We start from the raw sequence: 15261 nt of genomic DNA, 5'->3' as shown, positions 1-15261 counted from the left end.
ACCCCCAACGGGGGATCGACGTCCGCGTCCCCGCCCCTCCCCTCACTCCGCCGCCACCAGCGTCTCCGCGTCGTCGAGCGGGTGCGCCAGCCGCGTCAGCATCTCGCGCGGCACCACCTGCCACACCGAGGCGATCGTGTGCTCCCAGTCGTCGAGCAGCCCGCGCGACCAGCGGCTGTCGGTCGCCACGGCGTGCTCGGCGATCAGGGAGCGCAGCTGCTCCTCCCAGTGCGCCGCGGCGACGCGCTGCCAAGTGATGTTCTCCGGGTTGGCCGAGCGCGCGAAGCTGCCGTCGGTATCGTAGACGAACGCCATGCCCCCGGTCATGCCCGCGCCGAAGTTCGCGCCCACCGCGCCGAGCACCACCGCCACGCCGCCGGTCATATACTCGCAGCCGTTGGCGCCGCAGCCCTCCACCACCACGGTCGCGCCCGAGTTGCGCACCGCGAAGCGCTCGCCGGCCTGGCCCGCCGCGAACAATTTGCCCGAGGTGGCGCCGTACAGCACGGTGTTGCCGAGGATCGTGTTCTCCTGGCTGCGCAGCGGCGACGACACCGCCGGGCGGACGATGATGGTGCCGCCCGACAGCCCCTTGCCGACATAGTCGTTGGCGTCGCCGAACACCTCCAGCGTGATGCCGCGGCACAGGAAGGCGCCGAGCGACTGGCCCGCCGAGCCACGCAGCCGGATCGTCACGTGCCCCTCGGCCAGCGTCGACATGCCGAACTTGCGCGTGATCTCGCTGGAGAGGCGCGTGCCCACCGCGCGGTGCGTGTTGCGCACCGAATAGGTGAGCTGCATCTTCTCGCCGCGCGAGAACACCGGCGCGCCGTCCTTGATGATCTGCGCGTCGAGGCTGTCGGGCACCTCGTTGCGGAAGGTGCTGAGCGAGAAGCGGCGCTCGGCGTCGGTGGCGTCGACCTTGGCGAGGATCGGGTTGAGGTCGAGGTCGTCGAGATGCTCGGCGCCGCGGCTGACCTGGCGCAGCAGCTCGGTGCGGCCGATCACCTCGTCGAGGCTGCGGCAGCCGAGCCGGGCGAGGATGTCGCGCACCTCCTCGGCGATGAAGGTCATCAGGTTGATCACCTTCTCGGGCGTGCCGACGAACTTCTGGCGCAGCGCCTCGTCCTGCGTGCAGACGCCGACCGGGCAGGTGTTCGAGTGGCACTGGCGCACCATGATGCAGCCCATCGCCACCAGGCTGAGCGTGCCGATGCCGAACTCCTCCGCGCCCAGGATCGCGGCGACGACGATGTCGCGCCCGGTCTTGAGCCCGCCGTCGGCGCGCAGCTTGATCCGGCCGCGCAGGCCGTTGAGCGTGAGCACCTGGTTCACCTCGGAGAGCCCCATCTCCCACGGCGTGCCGGCATATTTGATGCTGGTCTGCGGGGAGGCGCCGGTGCCGCCGACATGGCCCGAGACCAGGATCACGTCGGCGTGCGCCTTGGCCACGCCCGCCGCGACCGTGCCGATGCCGGCCGAGCTGACCAGCTTGACGCAGACGCGCGCGCGCGGGTTGATCTGCTTGAGGTCGTAGATCAGCTGCGCCAGATCCTCGATCGAGTAGATGTCGTGGTGCGGCGGCGGGCTGATCAGCGTCACGCCCGGGGTGGCGTGACGCAGCTTGGCGATGAACTCGGTCACCTTGAAGCCGGGCAGCTGGCCGCCCTCGCCGGGCTTGGCGCCCTGCGCGACCTTGATCTCGATCTCGTCGCAGGCGTTGAGATACTCCGCGGTCACGCCGAAGCGCCCGCTGGCGATCTGCTTGATCACCGAGTTGGCGTTGTCGCCGTTGGCATAGGGCGTGTAGCGCGCCTTGTCCTCGCCGCCCTCGCCCGACACCGCCTTGGCGCCGATCCGGTTCATCGCGATCGCCAGCGTCTCGTGCGCCTCGGGCGAGAGCGCGCCGAGCGACATGCCCGGGGTGACGAAGCGCTTGCGGATCTCGGTGATCGCCTCGACCTGGTCGACCGGCACGCCCTCGTTGGGGAAGTTGAACTGGAGCAGGTCGCGCAGGTAGATCGGCGGCAGGTCCGCCACCCCGCGCGAGAATTGCAGGTAGCTCGAATAGCTGTCGGTCGCCACCGCGGTCTGCAGCAGGTGCATCAGCTGCGCCGAGTAAGCGTGCGCCTCGCCGCTGTGGCGCTGGCGGTAGAAGCCGCCGATCGGCAGCGTCGCCACCGCCTGATCGTACGCCGCCTCGTGGCGCTCGGTGGCGTTGACGTGGAGCGAGGCATAGCCCTCGCCCGAGATCTTCGCGGGCATGCCCGGGAACAGGTCGTTGACGAGGCTGCGGCTCAGCCCGACCGCCTCGAAATTATAGCCGCCGCGATAGCTGGAGATCACCGAGATCCCCATCTTGCTGAGGATCTTGAGCAGCCCCTCCTCGATCGCCTTCTTATGACGGGCGAGGCATTCCTCGAGCGACAGTTTCCCGAACAGCCCGCGCGCGTGGCGGTCGGCGATCGCGGCCTCGGCGAGATAGGCGTTCACCGTGGTGGCGCCGACGCCGATCAGCACCGCGTAATAATGCGTGTCGAGGCACTCGGCCGCGCGCACGTTGACCGAGGCGTAGGAGCGCAGGCCGCGGCGGACGAGATGCGTGTGCACCGCCGCGGCGGCGAGCACGCCCGGGATGGCGACGCGGTCCTCGCCGATATGCTCGTCGGTGAGGAACAGCTCGCTCTTGCCCTCGCGCACCGCCTGCTCGGCCTGGTTCCGGATGCGCTGGATCGCGGCGCGGAGCCGCTCCGGGCCGCCGCCCGCCTCGAAGGTGCAGTCGATGTCGGCCGCGGCCTGGCCGAAATAACCCTTCAGCCGCGCCCAGTCGGTCGAGGTCAGCACCGGGCTGTCGAGCACCAGCACGCGCTCGCGCCGGTCCTCGGTATCGAGGATGTTGGCGAGGTTGCCGAAACGCGTGCGCAGCGACATCACGTAGCGCTCGCGCAGGGGATCGATCGGCGGGTTGGTCACCTGGCTGAAGTTCTGGCGGAAGAACTGGCTGATCAGGCGCGGCTTGTCCGAGATCACCGCGAGCGGCGTGTCGTCCCCCATCGAGCCGATCGCCTCCTTGCCGGTCTCCACCATCGGCGACAGGATCAGCTCCATGTCCTCGATCGTCTGGCCGGCGGCGACCTGGCGGCGCGTGAGGTCGGCGCGGGCGTAGCGCGTCAGCGTGTCGACGGGCGCGGGGGGCAGGTCCGCCATGGTCGAGAACTCGCCGATCATCGCGGCATAGTCCTGCTCGGCGGCGATGCGGTCCTTCACCTCGCGGTCGCGCAGCACCCGGCCCTCGTGGAGGTCGACCGCGATCATCTGCCCCGGCCCGAGCCGGCCCTTGGCGATCACGGTGCTCTCGGGCACCACCACCATGCCCGCCTCCGAGCCGACAATCAGCAGGCCGTCGGCGGTCTCGGTGAAGCGCAGCGGGCGCAGCGCGTTGCGGTCGACCCCACCGACCGCCCAGCGCCCGTCGGTCATCGCCAGCGCGGCGGGGCCGTCCCACGGCTCCATCACCGAGGCGAGATACTGGTACATCGCGTGGTGCGCGGGCGGCATGTCGTCCGAATAGGCCTCGGGCACCAGCATCAGCTTGGCGGTGGGCGCGTCGCGCCCCGAGCGGCAGATCGCCTCGAACGTGGCGTCGAGCGCGGCGGTGTCGGACGCGCCGGCGGGGATCACCGGCTTGATGTCCTCCGAATGCTCGCCGAACGCGATCGAGGCCATGCGGATCTCGTGGCTGAGCATCCAGTTCTTGTTGCCGCGCACGGTGTTGATCTCGCCGTTGTGGGCGAGGCAGCGGAACGGCTGCGCCAGCCACCATTGCGGGAAGGTGTTGGTGGAATAGCGCTGGTGGAAGATCGCGACGCGGCTCTCGAAGCGCTGATCCTGCAGGTCGGGGTAGAAGACCGACAGGCTCTCGGCCAGGAACAGCCCCTTGTAGATGATCGAGCGGCAGCTCAGCGAACAGACGTAGAATCCCTGGATCTGCGCCGCGATCACGCGCTTCTCGATGCGGCGGCGGACGAGATACAGGTTCTTCTCGAACTCCTCGGCCGAGACCTGGTCGGGCAGCGGGCCCGCGATCATGATCTGCTCGATCTCGGGCCGCGTCGACTGCGCCTTCATCCCGATCACCGAGACGTCGACCGGCACCTGGCGCCAGCCGTAGATGGTGTAGCCCGCCTCGATGATCGCGCTCTCGACGATCGTGCGGCAGGTCTCCTGCGCGCCGAGGTCGGTGCGCGGCAGGAACACCATGCCGACGGCGAGGCGGTTGGGCATCAGCTTGTGCCCGCTGGCGGCGACGCAATCGTCGAAGAAGCGCACCGGCAGGTCGACGTGGAGCCCCGCGCCGTCGCCGGTCTTGCCGTCGGCGTCGACCGCGCCGCGGTGCCACACCGCCTTGAGCGCGTCGATCGCGGACTGGACGACTCGGCGCGACGCGCGCCCGTCGGTCGCGGCGACCAGGCCGACGCCGCACGCGTCGCCCTCATATTCGGGGCGGTACATGCCGTGCGTGGCGAGGTGGGTGCGGGGATCGGTCATGCCAGATAACCCTTGGTATGAAGCGTCGGTAGAAGACCATCGCGGATGGAGCGGAGCAGCGGGACCGCCGCCAGCGCATCGACGACGCGTTCACGCTGTTCGGTGGGGCTGACGGGATATTCATGCGCCAGGCGGTTGCGCAGCCGGACCAGCCCGGACCAGGCCGCCGCATCGGCGAGCATCCCGTACTTCTCCATACGGTTCGCGATATCGCGTGCGGTCATCTCGGAGATATCGATCTGTTCGGCGATCAGGTACGTGCGAAAGATGCGGGCGAGCAGATCCTGCGCCTGTTCCACTGCCTTGAGCAGCGCGCGCGCGCCTGTGGCGCGCAGGTCGTCGAGTGCCGCGAAGTCGACGGCCGTCTCGGGCAACGTACCAAGGATGCGGGCAGCGACGTCCGCGCCGCGCAGCACCGAGTCGAGCGCCGCGGTCAGCTTCGCGAGCAACACGCTTTCCGGCGCGGTCACAGCACCACCCCGTCGCGATAGGCGATCTGCTCGAATGGGCCGAGCGGCTCACCGCGCACGCTGAAGACCTTGTCGACGCGCTGCGGCTCGATGTGCTGGAAGAGCTTGTCCTCGAAGCGGTCGAGTTCTGCGTCGGTGCCGCGACCGGGATCGACCTCGAAGTGCAGGTCGATGTCGCCGCCGCGCAGGTCGTCGCGCACGCGGCTGCCGAACAGGCGCACCACCGCGCCCGCGCCGAACGCCTCGCGCGCGGCCTCCTTGATCGCCGCGACATAGTCGGGCGGCAGCCTCACGCGGCGACCTTCTCGCTCTTCGCCTTGGCGCGCAGATACTGGTGCATCGTCGCCGCCACGTCGCGCCCGTCGCGGATCGCCCATACCACCAGGCTGGCGCCGCGGACGATGTCGCCCGCCGCGAACACGCCGTCGAGGCTGGTCATCAGCGTCTTGGAATCGACCAGCACCGTGCCCCAGCGCGTCACGCCCAGCTCGGCCGCGTCCCACAGGTGCGGCAGATCCTCGGCGTCGAAGCCGAGCGCCTTGATCACCAGGTCGGCCTTCATCGTCTCGGCCCCGCCGGGGGCGACCTCGGGCGCGCGCCGCCCGCTCGCGTCGGGGGCGCCGAGCCGCATGCGGTTGACCTCGACCGCGCTCACTTTGCCGTCGGCGCCGCTGAACCTGGCCGGCGCGGCGAGCCAGACGAACTCGACGCCCTCCTCCTCGGCGTTGGCGACCTCGCGCTGCGAGCCCGGCATGTTGGCGCGGTCGCGGCGATAGAGGCATCTCACGCTGTGGGCGCCCTGGCGGATCGCGGTGCGGACGCAGTCCATCGCGGTGTCGCCGCCGCCGATCACCACCACGTCGCGCCCGGCGGCGTCGAGCGTGCCGTCCTCGAAGGCGGGGACGGGGTCGCCGAAGCCCTTGCGGTTCGACGCGGTGAGATAGTCGAGCGCGGGGACGACGCCGGCCAGCTCGTTGCCGGCGAGGTCGATCGCGCGCGCCTGATAGACGCCGGTCGCGATCAGCAGCGAGTCATGGCGCGCGCGGAGCGCGTCGAGCGTGGCGTCGCGGCCGACCTCGAAGCCCTCGTGGAAGACGATCCCGCCCGCCCTGAGCCGCTCGACGCGGCGCATCACCACGGGCTTCTCCAGCTTGAAGCCCGGGATGCCGTAGGTCAGCAGCCCGCCGGCGCGGTCGTGGCGGTCGTAGACGTGGACCTCGTAGCCGTACGCGCGGAGATATTCCGCCGCGGTGAGCCCGGCCGGGCCGGCGCCGATCACGCCGACCGACTGGCCGCGCGCGGGACCGGGGACGAGCGGCTCGACCCAGCCCTCCTCCCAGGCGGTGTCGGTGATGAACTTCTCGACCGAGCCGATCGTCACCGCGCCGTGGCCGCTGAACTCGATCACGCAATTGCCCTCGCACAGCCGGTCCTGCGGGCAGATGCGGCCGCAGATCTCGGGCATGGTCGAGGTGGCGTTGCTCAGCTCATAGGCCTCGCGCAGCCGGCCCTCGGCGGTGAGCCGCAGCCAGTCGGGGATATGGTTGTGGAGCGGGCAGTGGACCGAGCAATAGGGCACGCCGCACTGCGAGCAGCGCCCGGCCTGGTCCTCCGCCGCGGGGGCGGCGTAGCGCTCGGCGATCTCGCGGAAATCGTCGGCGCGATCGGCCGCCCCGCGCTTGGCGGGATAGGATTGCGCGCGATCCACGAACTTGAGCATGTCGGCCATCGGTAACCTCCGATCGCCGACGTCTCACACCATCATAGGGGAGTCACGCACTTTCCGGCCGACAGGTCAGCGAGACTGCCGCAAAAACTTCGATTGTTGCGCGGCCGCGCAGCCTCCTTCCACTCGCACCCGAGAAGAAGGTCCGATCCGGATCAATGCAGCGCGAGCAGCACCAGCGCGAGCGTGCCCGCGACGATGCGGTACCAGGCGAACGGGGCGAAGCCGTGCTTGGTCACCACCCCCATGAACCAGCGGATCACCAGCAGCGCGACGACGAAGGCGACGACGAAGCCGATCGCGATCGCGCCATAGTCGACGTGACCGGGCAGGTCGCGGCTCTTCCACAGCGCCAGCGTGGTGGCGCCGAGCATCGTCGGGATGGCGAGGAAGAAGCTGTACTCGGCGGCGGTCTCCTGGTCGACCCGCATCGCGCGCGCGCCCATGATCGTCGCGCCCGAGCGGCTCACCCCGGGGATCATCGAGATGCACTGGACCAGTCCGATGCCGAGCGCGACGCGCCACGACATCGTCTCCACCTCGCTCTTGGGGGCGGGGGGCACGGTGCGCTCGATGAACAGGATCGCGATGCCGCCGACGATCAGCGCCACCGCCACCACCGTCGGGCCGATGCCGGGCGCCTCGAGCACCTTGCGGATAGAGGAATAAGCGATCGCGCCCACCACGGCGGAGGGCAGGAAGCCGAGCAGCACGTTGCGGGTGAAGCGGATCGCGCCGGGGTCGCGCCGCAGCAGCCCCTCGCCGACCTTGAGGAAGCGCCGCCAGAACAGGACGATCACCGCCAGGATCGCGCCCAGCTGGATGACGATGTCGAAGGTGGCGTCGGCCTCCTTGAGCCCCAGCAGCGCGCCGGCGAGCACGAGGTGCCCGGTGGAGGAGACGGGCAGGAACTCGGTGACCCCCTCGACGATGCCGAGGAGGATGGTGATCAGCAGGTCGTTCAATGTCTTTCTCCCCCCGGCTCGCCGACGCGTCTCCCGCGCGTCGGGTCAGCCCGCGGTCTGGTTGATCATGCTGAAGCGCCCCGCCCTGCGGTAGCGCACCAGCCAGTCGGGCGCGACCGCGTCGAGCGGCGTCGGCTCGACGCCCAGCGCGGCCAGCCCCTCGGCGCCCTGGCCGACGACGCTGTCGTGGCCGAGCAGCTTCCACTGGTCGGCCGAGATCGGCGTCAGCGGCAGTGCGGCGAGCAGCGCCCCGGCGGCGTCGGGCACGGTGACGAACCGCGGGTGGCGGCCGACATGCTCGGCGACGCGACGATTGAGCTCGAGCATGGTCAGCACCTCGGGCCCGCCCAGCTCATAGATGTGCCCCGCGTGCGCGTCACGGTCCGCCAGCGCGGCGAACACCGCCCGCGCGACGTCGACGACATAGACCGGCTGGAAGCGCGCGGCGGGGCGCAGCACCGGCACCACCGGCAGCCGCGCGATCATCCCGGCGAAGCGGTTGAGGAACTGGTCCTCGCGCCCGAACACGGTCGAGGGGCGGAGGATCGTCGCGGACGGGTCGGCCTGGCGCACCGCCCGCTCGCCCGCGCCCTTGGTGCGCGCGTAGACCGAGTCACCGTTCGCGTCGGCGCCGATCGCGGAGACATGGACCAGCGCCGCGCCCGCGTCGCGCGCCGCCTCCGCGACGATGCGCGCGCCGTCGACGTGGATCCGCTGGAGGTTGCCCGCGAAGGTGCCGACCAGGTTGACCACCGCGTCCGCGCCCGCGACCGCGCGCTGGATCGTCTCGGGCCGCGCGACGTCGACGGCGACGAACTGGGTCTGGCCGAGCCCGCCGAGCGGCTTGATGAAGAAGGCCTGGCGCGGGTCGCGCTGCGCCACGCGGACGCGCGCGCCGGTCTTGAGCAGGGCCTGCGCGACGTAGCGGCCGAGGAACCCCCCGCCGCCGATCAGCGTGACCAGACTGTCGTTCATGCCGTCCTTCATCTCGAACGCCTTTCCGCTACGCGCGCCGCTGTGCCCGCCGCGCCCGCCGATGACAAGGCCGGATGCGGCGGTGCGGCGAGCTTCGCGAAAATGCGTGTTGACAAGGGCGTCGACCACCCCCTAGAGGCGCCGGCCTACCCCGTGCCCAGATGGCGGAATTGGTAGACGCACCAGCTTCAGGTGCTGGCGCTGGCAACGGCGTGGAGGTTCGAGTCCTCTTCTGGGCACCATTCTCCCGCAGAGCCGATCGATGTTCCGCGCGCGCTGACCCGGCGCGGCGAGCGGGCGCTCGGCACGGCTCGCCGTTGCGGCTGGCGGGCGCATCCGTCGCGCGATCGGCGACGCGGTCTGCGGCGACGATGGACAGCGCTCTTCCCCTACACGGCCGAGCAGCGCCGCCCGGCGAGCAGGCGGCGCGCGCCTCGACCGCGCCCGCCGACGCGGAGGCGCCGGCGGAAGCGGAGGAGCCGCTCAGCGTCGCGGTGAGGATCGGCGACGTCTCATGTGTCACGACGCTGGCGCGGTCGAGGCGATCTTCTCGGACGACCCTGGCCTGGCGCGGACCGTCGTCGTGCGCCCGAGCCAGGTCGGCGGCTCGTACCTGATCCGCCGCGACGAACGCGCGGGCGCCGCCGCCGCGTCGACGCGGGCGCCGACGGCGCTGACCCGCCGCGGCGATCGGACGCGGGCGGCGGCTTGCCACTCGGCGATGTTGCCAGCATGTTCCGCCCATGGTCGCGAGGGAGCGGTGCGATGGCGGCGGCGTGGCGACGGCTCCTCTCGCGCTGGCGCCGGCGTGACCCGGCGACCGCGATCGCGCCGATCCATCTGGCTGCCTCGAAGCCTCCTGACCCCTGATCCGGCACATGCCCGAGACCAGGACGGCGGGCGTCTCGCTCGCGGTCCGCGATCCGTCGGTGAGGACGGGACGAGCGCGTCGTCGCCGCCCACCGCCCCCGTCCCGCTCTAGCACAGCCCCGCGCGCCCCTTCGCCGCGACGCCGCCTTGCACCGCGAGTCGCGGGCACTACGAGCGCTCGTTGTGTCATCGCAACGAACTGTCGTCCTGCTCGCCGTCGCGCTGCTCGCGCGCTCCTCCGCCGACCTCCCCGCCCGGGCCGAGCCGTCGCGCCTGCCGCCCCCGCCGCGCCTCGGCGCGACCGAGTGGCGCGAGCGGATCGATCCCGCCCCGCGCGGCGCCACGCTGCTGCGCCAGGCGATGCTCGACGAGCACAATCGCGCGCGCGCCGAGCTGGCGCTGCCGCCGCTCGCCTGGGACGAGACGCTCGCGCGCGCCGCCGACACCTACGCCCGCGCGCTGGCGCGCGCCGGCCGTCTCGCGCACGCGGCGCAGCCGCGCGGCGGCGAACGCCAGGGCGAGAACCTCTTCGCCGGCACGCGCGACGCCTACACCTACGCCGAGATGGTGCGCTGGTGGCTCGACGAGCGCGCCGCCTATGTCGACGCGCCGGCGCCGCGCTTCAGCCGCACCGGGCGCTGGCAGGACGCGGTGCATTACGCGCAGATCGTGTGGCGCGGCACCGCGCGGCTCGGCTGCGCGCTGGCGGCGGGCGGGCGCGACGACGTGCTCGTCTGCCGCTACGCCCCCGCCGGCGCGGCGGTCGGCGCGACCGCTTACTGAGGCGCCCGCCTCCCCCCGCCGGGCGCGTCGCCCCGGCGCTCTCCTCCGCCGCCAGCAACATCGCGTTACTTTTCTCCCGCCGCCGCGTTGCTGCCCTGGATCAACGAGGAAGCGGGTTATGGGACGGCTGCTCACGGTGGCATTGGCGTGGGTCATCGCGATCCTCGGCGGCTTCTTCGCGGTCGCGGGCGGCGTGCTCGCGTCGCTCGGCGGCTCGCCTTATTACCTCGTCGCCGGGGTCGCGATGGTGGCGAGCGGCGCGCTGCTCGGGCGCGGCCACCCCGCCGGGCGCTGGCTGTACGTCGCGGTCTGGGTCGGCACGCTGCTGTGGGCGCTGTGGGAGGTCGGGCTCGACGGGCTCCAGCTGATCCCGCGCCTCGTCGCGCCGACCGTGCTGCTGGCGCTGGTGCTGCTGACCGGCTGGCGGCGCGGGCCGCGCGCGTGCTCGCGCGCGGTGCCCGCGGTGGCCGCGGGGGTCGCCGCGCTGGCGGGGCTCGGGCTGATGCTGGGCCACCAGGACGTCGCCGCGCAGGGGACCGCCCGGGCCGCCGCGCCCGGCGCGGCGCTCGCCGCGGCACCGACCGGCGCCGCCGACGGCGACTGGCGGGACTATGGCGGCACCCCCGCCGGACGGCGCTACTCGGCGCTGGCGGACATCACGCCGCAGAACGTCGGCCGGCTCCAGCTCGCCTGGACGCAGCGCACCGGCGACCTGCCGATGCCCGCCGAGGCGACCGAGCACAAGCGCGAGTATCATTCCGAGGCGACCCCGATCCATATCGGCGACACGCTCTACACCTGCACGCCGCACTCCTTCGTCCAGGCGATCGACGCCACCACCGGCAAGACCAAGTGGAGCTGGCACGAGGCGGCCAGGATCGCGGGCAACAATTATCTGGTCTGCCGCGGCGTCACCTATTTCGAGGCGCCCGCGGGCACGGCCTGTCCGCGGCGGATCTTCGCGCCGACCTTCGACGCGCGGCTGGTCGCGCTCGACGCCGACACCGGCCGGCCGTGCGCGGGCTTCGGCCAGAACGGCGCGATCGACCTGCGCGCCAACATGGGCGTGTCCAAGCCCTCGGACCAGATCGGCACCACCCCGCCGGTCGTGGTCAACGGTCGGCTGATCATCGGCGAGCGGATCACCGACAACGTCAACCGCGACATCCCCTCGGGCGTGGTGCGCGCCTACGACCCGGTGTCGGGCGCGCCGGTCTGGGCGTGGGACGTCGGCCGCTCGCCCGACGCGATCGCGCCGCTGCCCGCGGGGCAGGTCTATACCCGCGGCACGCCCAACGTGTGGGGCGCGATCACCGCCGACCCCGACAACGGCCTCGTCTATCTCGGCACCGGCAACGCCTCGCCCGATTACTGGATCGGCTACCGCCGCCCGTTCGACGACCGCTTCGGCAGCGCGATCGTCGCGCTCGAGGCGCAGACGGGCAAGCTGCGCTGGGTGCGCCAGCTGGTCCACCGCGACATGTGGGACATGGACCTGCCGATCGGCCCGTCGCTGTTCGACTATCGTGCACCGAACGGTCAGGTGATCCCGGCGCTGATCCAGACCACCAAGATGGGGCAGGTGTTCTTCCTCAACCGGCTGACCGGCGCGCCGATCGCCGCGATCACCGAGCGCGAGGTGCGCACCGACGGCGCGACGCCGGGCGTGCGCGTGTCGCCGACCCAGCCCTTCTCGACCGGCATGCCGAGCTTCACCCCGCCCGCGCCGACCGAGGTGGCGACCTGGGGCGCGACGCCGATCGACCAGCTCTTCTGCCGCATCGACGTCCGCCGCGCGCAGGGCACCGGCGTCTACCAGCCGATGGGGCTCAAGCCGATCATCGGCCACCCGGCCTTCGACGGCGTCACCGACTGGGGCGGCGCGGCGGTCGACCCGGTGCGTGGGGTGATGACGGTCAACACGATGGAGATGCCGTTCAAGCTGTGGCTGATGCGCCGCGACGACCCGCGCGCGGCGGCGCTGATGAAGCAGAAGCAGGGCGGCGAGAACGCGATGCAGGCGCAGCTGCAGACGCAGTATAACACGCCGTACGTCGCGGTGGTGAAGGCCTGGGTCGGCATCTTCGGCGCGCCCTGCGTCGCGCCGCCCTGGGGGCATCTCACCGCGGTGGACCTCGGCACGCGCAAGGTGCTGTGGCGCGAGGTGCTGGGGACGGCGCGCGACACCGGGCTGTTCGGCTCGCACCTCGGCGTGCCGCTCAAGACCGGCGTGCCCAACCTCGGCGGCTCGATCATCACCGCGGGCGGGCTGGCCTTCATCGGCGCGACCACCGACCAGTATCTGCGCGCCTTCGACCTCAGCACGGGCAAGGTGGTGTGGAAGGCGCGGCTGCCCGCGGGGGCTCAGGCGACGCCGATGACCTATCGCGGGCGCGACGGGCGGCAATATGTCGTGATCACCGCGGGCGGCCACGGCGCGCTGGGCACGCGCTACGGGGACTATACGCTGGCCTACGCGCTGCCGCGGACGTGAGGGGCGCGCTCGTGGGGCGAGTTGCGCTGCCGGTGGGGTAAGCTGCGGCGGGAGCGCTCACCCACCGATCGGTGCCCCGGCGAAGGCCGGGGCCTAGTCGGGAAGGCGCATGTTCGAGCCACCGCCGTCTTTCACCTGGGCCCCGGCCTCCGCCCGGGCACCGATCGGGAAGGATGCTCCGCTCACCCCACTGCCGCCACACCGGCGGACGCCGGGGTCCAGTCGGGAGACGTTCGTGAGTTTCACCGGGGCCCTCCCACCTGGGCCCCGGCGTTCGCCGGGGCGGTCTCGTGAGACGGAAAGGCGAGCCCCGTGACCGCTCGAAGGCGGCGCCTACGCTTCCCCTCAGAACACCGCCGCGACCAGCTGCCGGAAGGCGTCGCCGCGGTGGCTGATGGCGTTCTTCGCGGGCTCGTCCATCTCGCCGAAGGTGGCGTCGTGCCCGTCGGGCCGGAACACCGGGTCGTAGCCGTGGCCCTTGTCGCCGCGCGGCGGCCACACCAGCGTCCCGTCGACCCGGCCCTCGAACCACTCGACGTGGCCGTCGGGCCAAGCCAGCGCCAGCGCGCAGACGAAATGCGCCGTCCGCGGCGCGTCGGGCAGCGCCGCGAGCTTGTCCTCGACCAGCCGCATCGCGCGGCCGAAGTCCTTGTTCTCGCCGCCCCAGCGCGCCGAGAAGATGCCGGGGTCGCCGCCCAGCGCGTCGACGCACAGCCCGCTGTCGTCGGCCAGCGCGGGCAGCCCGGACAGGTCCGCCGCGGCGCGCGCCTTCAGCTCGGCGTTCATCACGAAGGTGGTGCCGGTCTCCTCGGGCTCGGGCAGGTCGAGCTCACCCGCCGAGATCACGTCGAGCCCGTGCCCCTCGAGCAGCGCGGCGATCTCGCGCACCTTGCCCTGGTTGTGGCTCGCGATCACCAGCCTGCCCGGGGCGAGCCGGCGGATCGCCTGCGGCTCCTTGCCCTCGCCGCTCACGCGACCGCCTTCGCCTGCGCGGCGAAGATGTCGGTGCAGCCGATCCGCGCCAGCCGCAGCAGCCGCAGCAGCGCCTCCTCGTCGTAGGTGGCGTGCTCGGCGGTGGCCTGCGCCTCGGCGATATGGCCGTTCTCGAGCAGCACGAAATTGGCGTCGGCGTCGGCGTTCGAGTCCTCGTCATAGTCGAGGTCGAGCACGGGGTCGCCCTGGTAGATGCCGCACGACACCGCCGCCACCTTCTGGCGGATCGGGTCGGCGGCGAGCTTGCCGTCCCTCAGCAGCGCGTCCACCGCGAGCCGCAGCGCCACCCAGGCGCCCGAGATCGAGGCGGTGCGCGTGCCGCCGTCGGCCTGGATCACGTCGCAGTCGAGCGTGATCTGGCGCTCGCCCAGCAGCGTCATGTCGACCACGGCGCGCAGCGAGCGGCCGATCAGCCGCTGGATCTCCTGGGTGCGGCCCGACTGCTTGCCCTTGGCGGCCTCGCGGCTGCTGCGCGTGTGCGTGGCGCGCGGCAGCATGCCGTATTCGGCGGTGACCCAGCCCTGGCCCTTGCCGCGGAGGAAGGGGGGGACGCGCTCCTCGACCGAGGCGGTGACCAGCACCTTGGTGTCGCCGAAGCCGATCAGCACCGATCCCTCGGCGTGGCGCGTGAAGCGCGGCTCGATCGTGATCGCGCGCATCTGGTCGGGGGCGCGGCCGCTGGGGCGCATGATACTCTCCTGAAGCTCGGGTGGGGCAGCCCCTAGCCGCGTTGCCGCCGGCGCGCCAGCGGCTTGCGCGCCGCTCCCGTCCCCTCACCCGGGGAGGCGCGCGGCGGCGGACGCCGCCCGCGCGCGCCCGTCACCGCAGCTGCTCGACCACCCCGTCGATCACGAACTGCACCGCCAGCGCCGCCAGCAGCACGCCGAGCAGCCGCGTGATCACCGCCTCGATCTTGGCGCCGAGCACGCGCATGATCGGCCCCGCCGCCAGCAGCGAGCCCAGCATCAGCAGCAGGTTCGCCCCCAGCGCCGCCATCACCACCGCCGAGCGCTCGAGGCCGTTGCTGCGCGCCATCAGCAGCATCACCGTCGCGATCGAGCCCGGCCCCGCGATCATCGGCATCGCCATCGGGAAGATCGAGACGTCGTCGGCCTCCTCCGCGGTCACCCTGGCGGCGCGGTCCTCGCGGCGCTGGGTACGCTTCTCGAACACCATCTCGAGCGCGATCAGGAACAGCATCAGCCCGCCCGCGATGCGGAACGAGGCGAGCTCGATCCCGAGCGCGTGGAGCAACGGCTCGCCCGCCAGCGCGAACAGCAGCAGGATCCCCGCCGCCACCACTACCGCGCGGATCGCCATGGCACGGCGATGCGCCGGGGCGGCGCCCGCGGTCAGCCCGGCGAAGATCGGCGCGCAGCCGGGCGGGTCGATGATCAGGAAGAGCGTGACGAAGGACGAGACGAACAGCTCGACCAT

Annotated in this window: 11 protein-coding genes and 1 tRNA gene; 3 read left to right on the top strand and 9 right to left on the bottom strand. The window is 72.0% G+C overall.

The window, feature by feature from the left end:
* Window positions 1-42 precede the first annotated feature (42 nt).
* The 6 genes from gltB to KZ813_RS15435 form a co-directional block, all read right to left on the bottom strand.
* Entirely contained in the window at window positions 43-4548 is a 4506-nt protein-coding gene (gene gltB, locus KZ813_RS15460; protein ID WP_219755877.1) for a glutamate synthase large subunit, read from the bottom strand.
* Window positions 4545-5018, bottom strand: coding sequence for a ribonuclease HepT family protein (locus tag KZ813_RS15455; protein WP_219755876.1), 474 nt, complete (start codon window positions 5016-5018; stop codon window positions 4545-4547). The genes gltB and KZ813_RS15455 overlap by 4 nt, the downstream gene beginning before the upstream one ends.
* Window positions 5015-5311 (bottom strand): nucleotidyltransferase domain-containing protein, encoded by a 297-nt coding sequence (locus tag KZ813_RS15450; RefSeq protein ID WP_219755875.1) that lies wholly within the window; start codon window positions 5309-5311, stop codon window positions 5015-5017. Before KZ813_RS15450 ends, KZ813_RS15455 begins: the two co-directional genes overlap by 4 nt.
* On the bottom strand, window positions 5308-6747 hold the full coding sequence (locus tag KZ813_RS15445; protein WP_219755874.1) for an NAD(P)-dependent oxidoreductase: 1440 nt from the start codon (window positions 6745-6747) through the stop codon (window positions 5308-5310). Before KZ813_RS15445 ends, KZ813_RS15450 begins: the two co-directional genes overlap by 4 nt.
* 152 nt (window positions 6748-6899) lie before the next feature.
* A complete protein-coding gene (locus tag KZ813_RS15440) occupies window positions 6900-7709 on the bottom strand; it encodes an undecaprenyl-diphosphate phosphatase (protein ID WP_219755873.1) in 810 nt (269 codons plus the stop codon).
* Between the two features lie 45 nt (window positions 7710-7754).
* Window positions 7755-8684, bottom strand: a complete 930-nt coding sequence (locus KZ813_RS15435) for a complex I NDUFA9 subunit family protein (protein WP_219755872.1) — start codon at window positions 8682-8684, stop codon at window positions 7755-7757.
* Between the two features lie 155 nt (window positions 8685-8839).
* Between KZ813_RS15435 and KZ813_RS15430 the strand changes: the two genes are divergently transcribed.
* The 3 genes from KZ813_RS15430 to KZ813_RS15420 all read left to right on the top strand — a co-directional run bounded on the left by KZ813_RS15430 (window position 8840) and on the right by KZ813_RS15420 (window position 12831).
* Window positions 8840-8926 (top strand) — tRNA-Leu (locus KZ813_RS15430).
* Between the two features lie 811 nt (window positions 8927-9737).
* Window positions 9738-10337, top strand: a complete 600-nt coding sequence (locus KZ813_RS15425) for a CAP domain-containing protein (protein WP_308461908.1) — start codon at window positions 9738-9740, stop codon at window positions 10335-10337.
* A gap of 118 nt (window positions 10338-10455) precedes the next feature.
* The gene (locus tag KZ813_RS15420) at window positions 10456-12831 is read left to right on the top strand and encodes a membrane-bound PQQ-dependent dehydrogenase, glucose/quinate/shikimate family (RefSeq protein WP_219755870.1); all 2376 of its coding nucleotides are present in this window, start codon (window positions 10456-10458) and stop codon (window positions 12829-12831) included.
* A gap of 345 nt (window positions 12832-13176) precedes the next feature.
* On the opposite strand, the gene rdgB is transcribed toward KZ813_RS15420, so the two are convergent.
* The 3 genes from rdgB to KZ813_RS15405 all read right to left on the bottom strand — a co-directional run bounded on the left by rdgB (window position 13177) and on the right by KZ813_RS15405 (window position 15261).
* The gene (rdgB, locus tag KZ813_RS15415; RefSeq protein WP_219755869.1) at window positions 13177-13803 is read right to left on the bottom strand and encodes an RdgB/HAM1 family non-canonical purine NTP pyrophosphatase; all 627 of its coding nucleotides are present in this window, start codon (window positions 13801-13803) and stop codon (window positions 13177-13179) included.
* A complete protein-coding gene (gene rph / locus KZ813_RS15410; RefSeq protein WP_219755868.1) occupies window positions 13800-14513 on the bottom strand; it encodes a ribonuclease PH in 714 nt (237 codons plus the stop codon). The genes rdgB and rph overlap by 4 nt, the downstream gene beginning before the upstream one ends.
* A 130-nt stretch (window positions 14514-14643) precedes the next feature.
* Entirely contained in the window at window positions 14644-15261 is a 618-nt protein-coding gene (locus KZ813_RS15405; RefSeq protein WP_219755867.1) for a MarC family protein, read from the bottom strand.

Origin of the sequence: Sphingomonas folli (assembly GCF_019429525.1) — a bacterium.
GTDB classification, from domain to species: Bacteria; Pseudomonadota; Alphaproteobacteria; order Sphingomonadales; family Sphingomonadaceae; genus Sphingomonas; species Sphingomonas folii.
The sequence above is the reverse complement of the archived record's forward strand: the minus strand, read 5'-3'. Positions and strand labels throughout refer to the sequence as shown.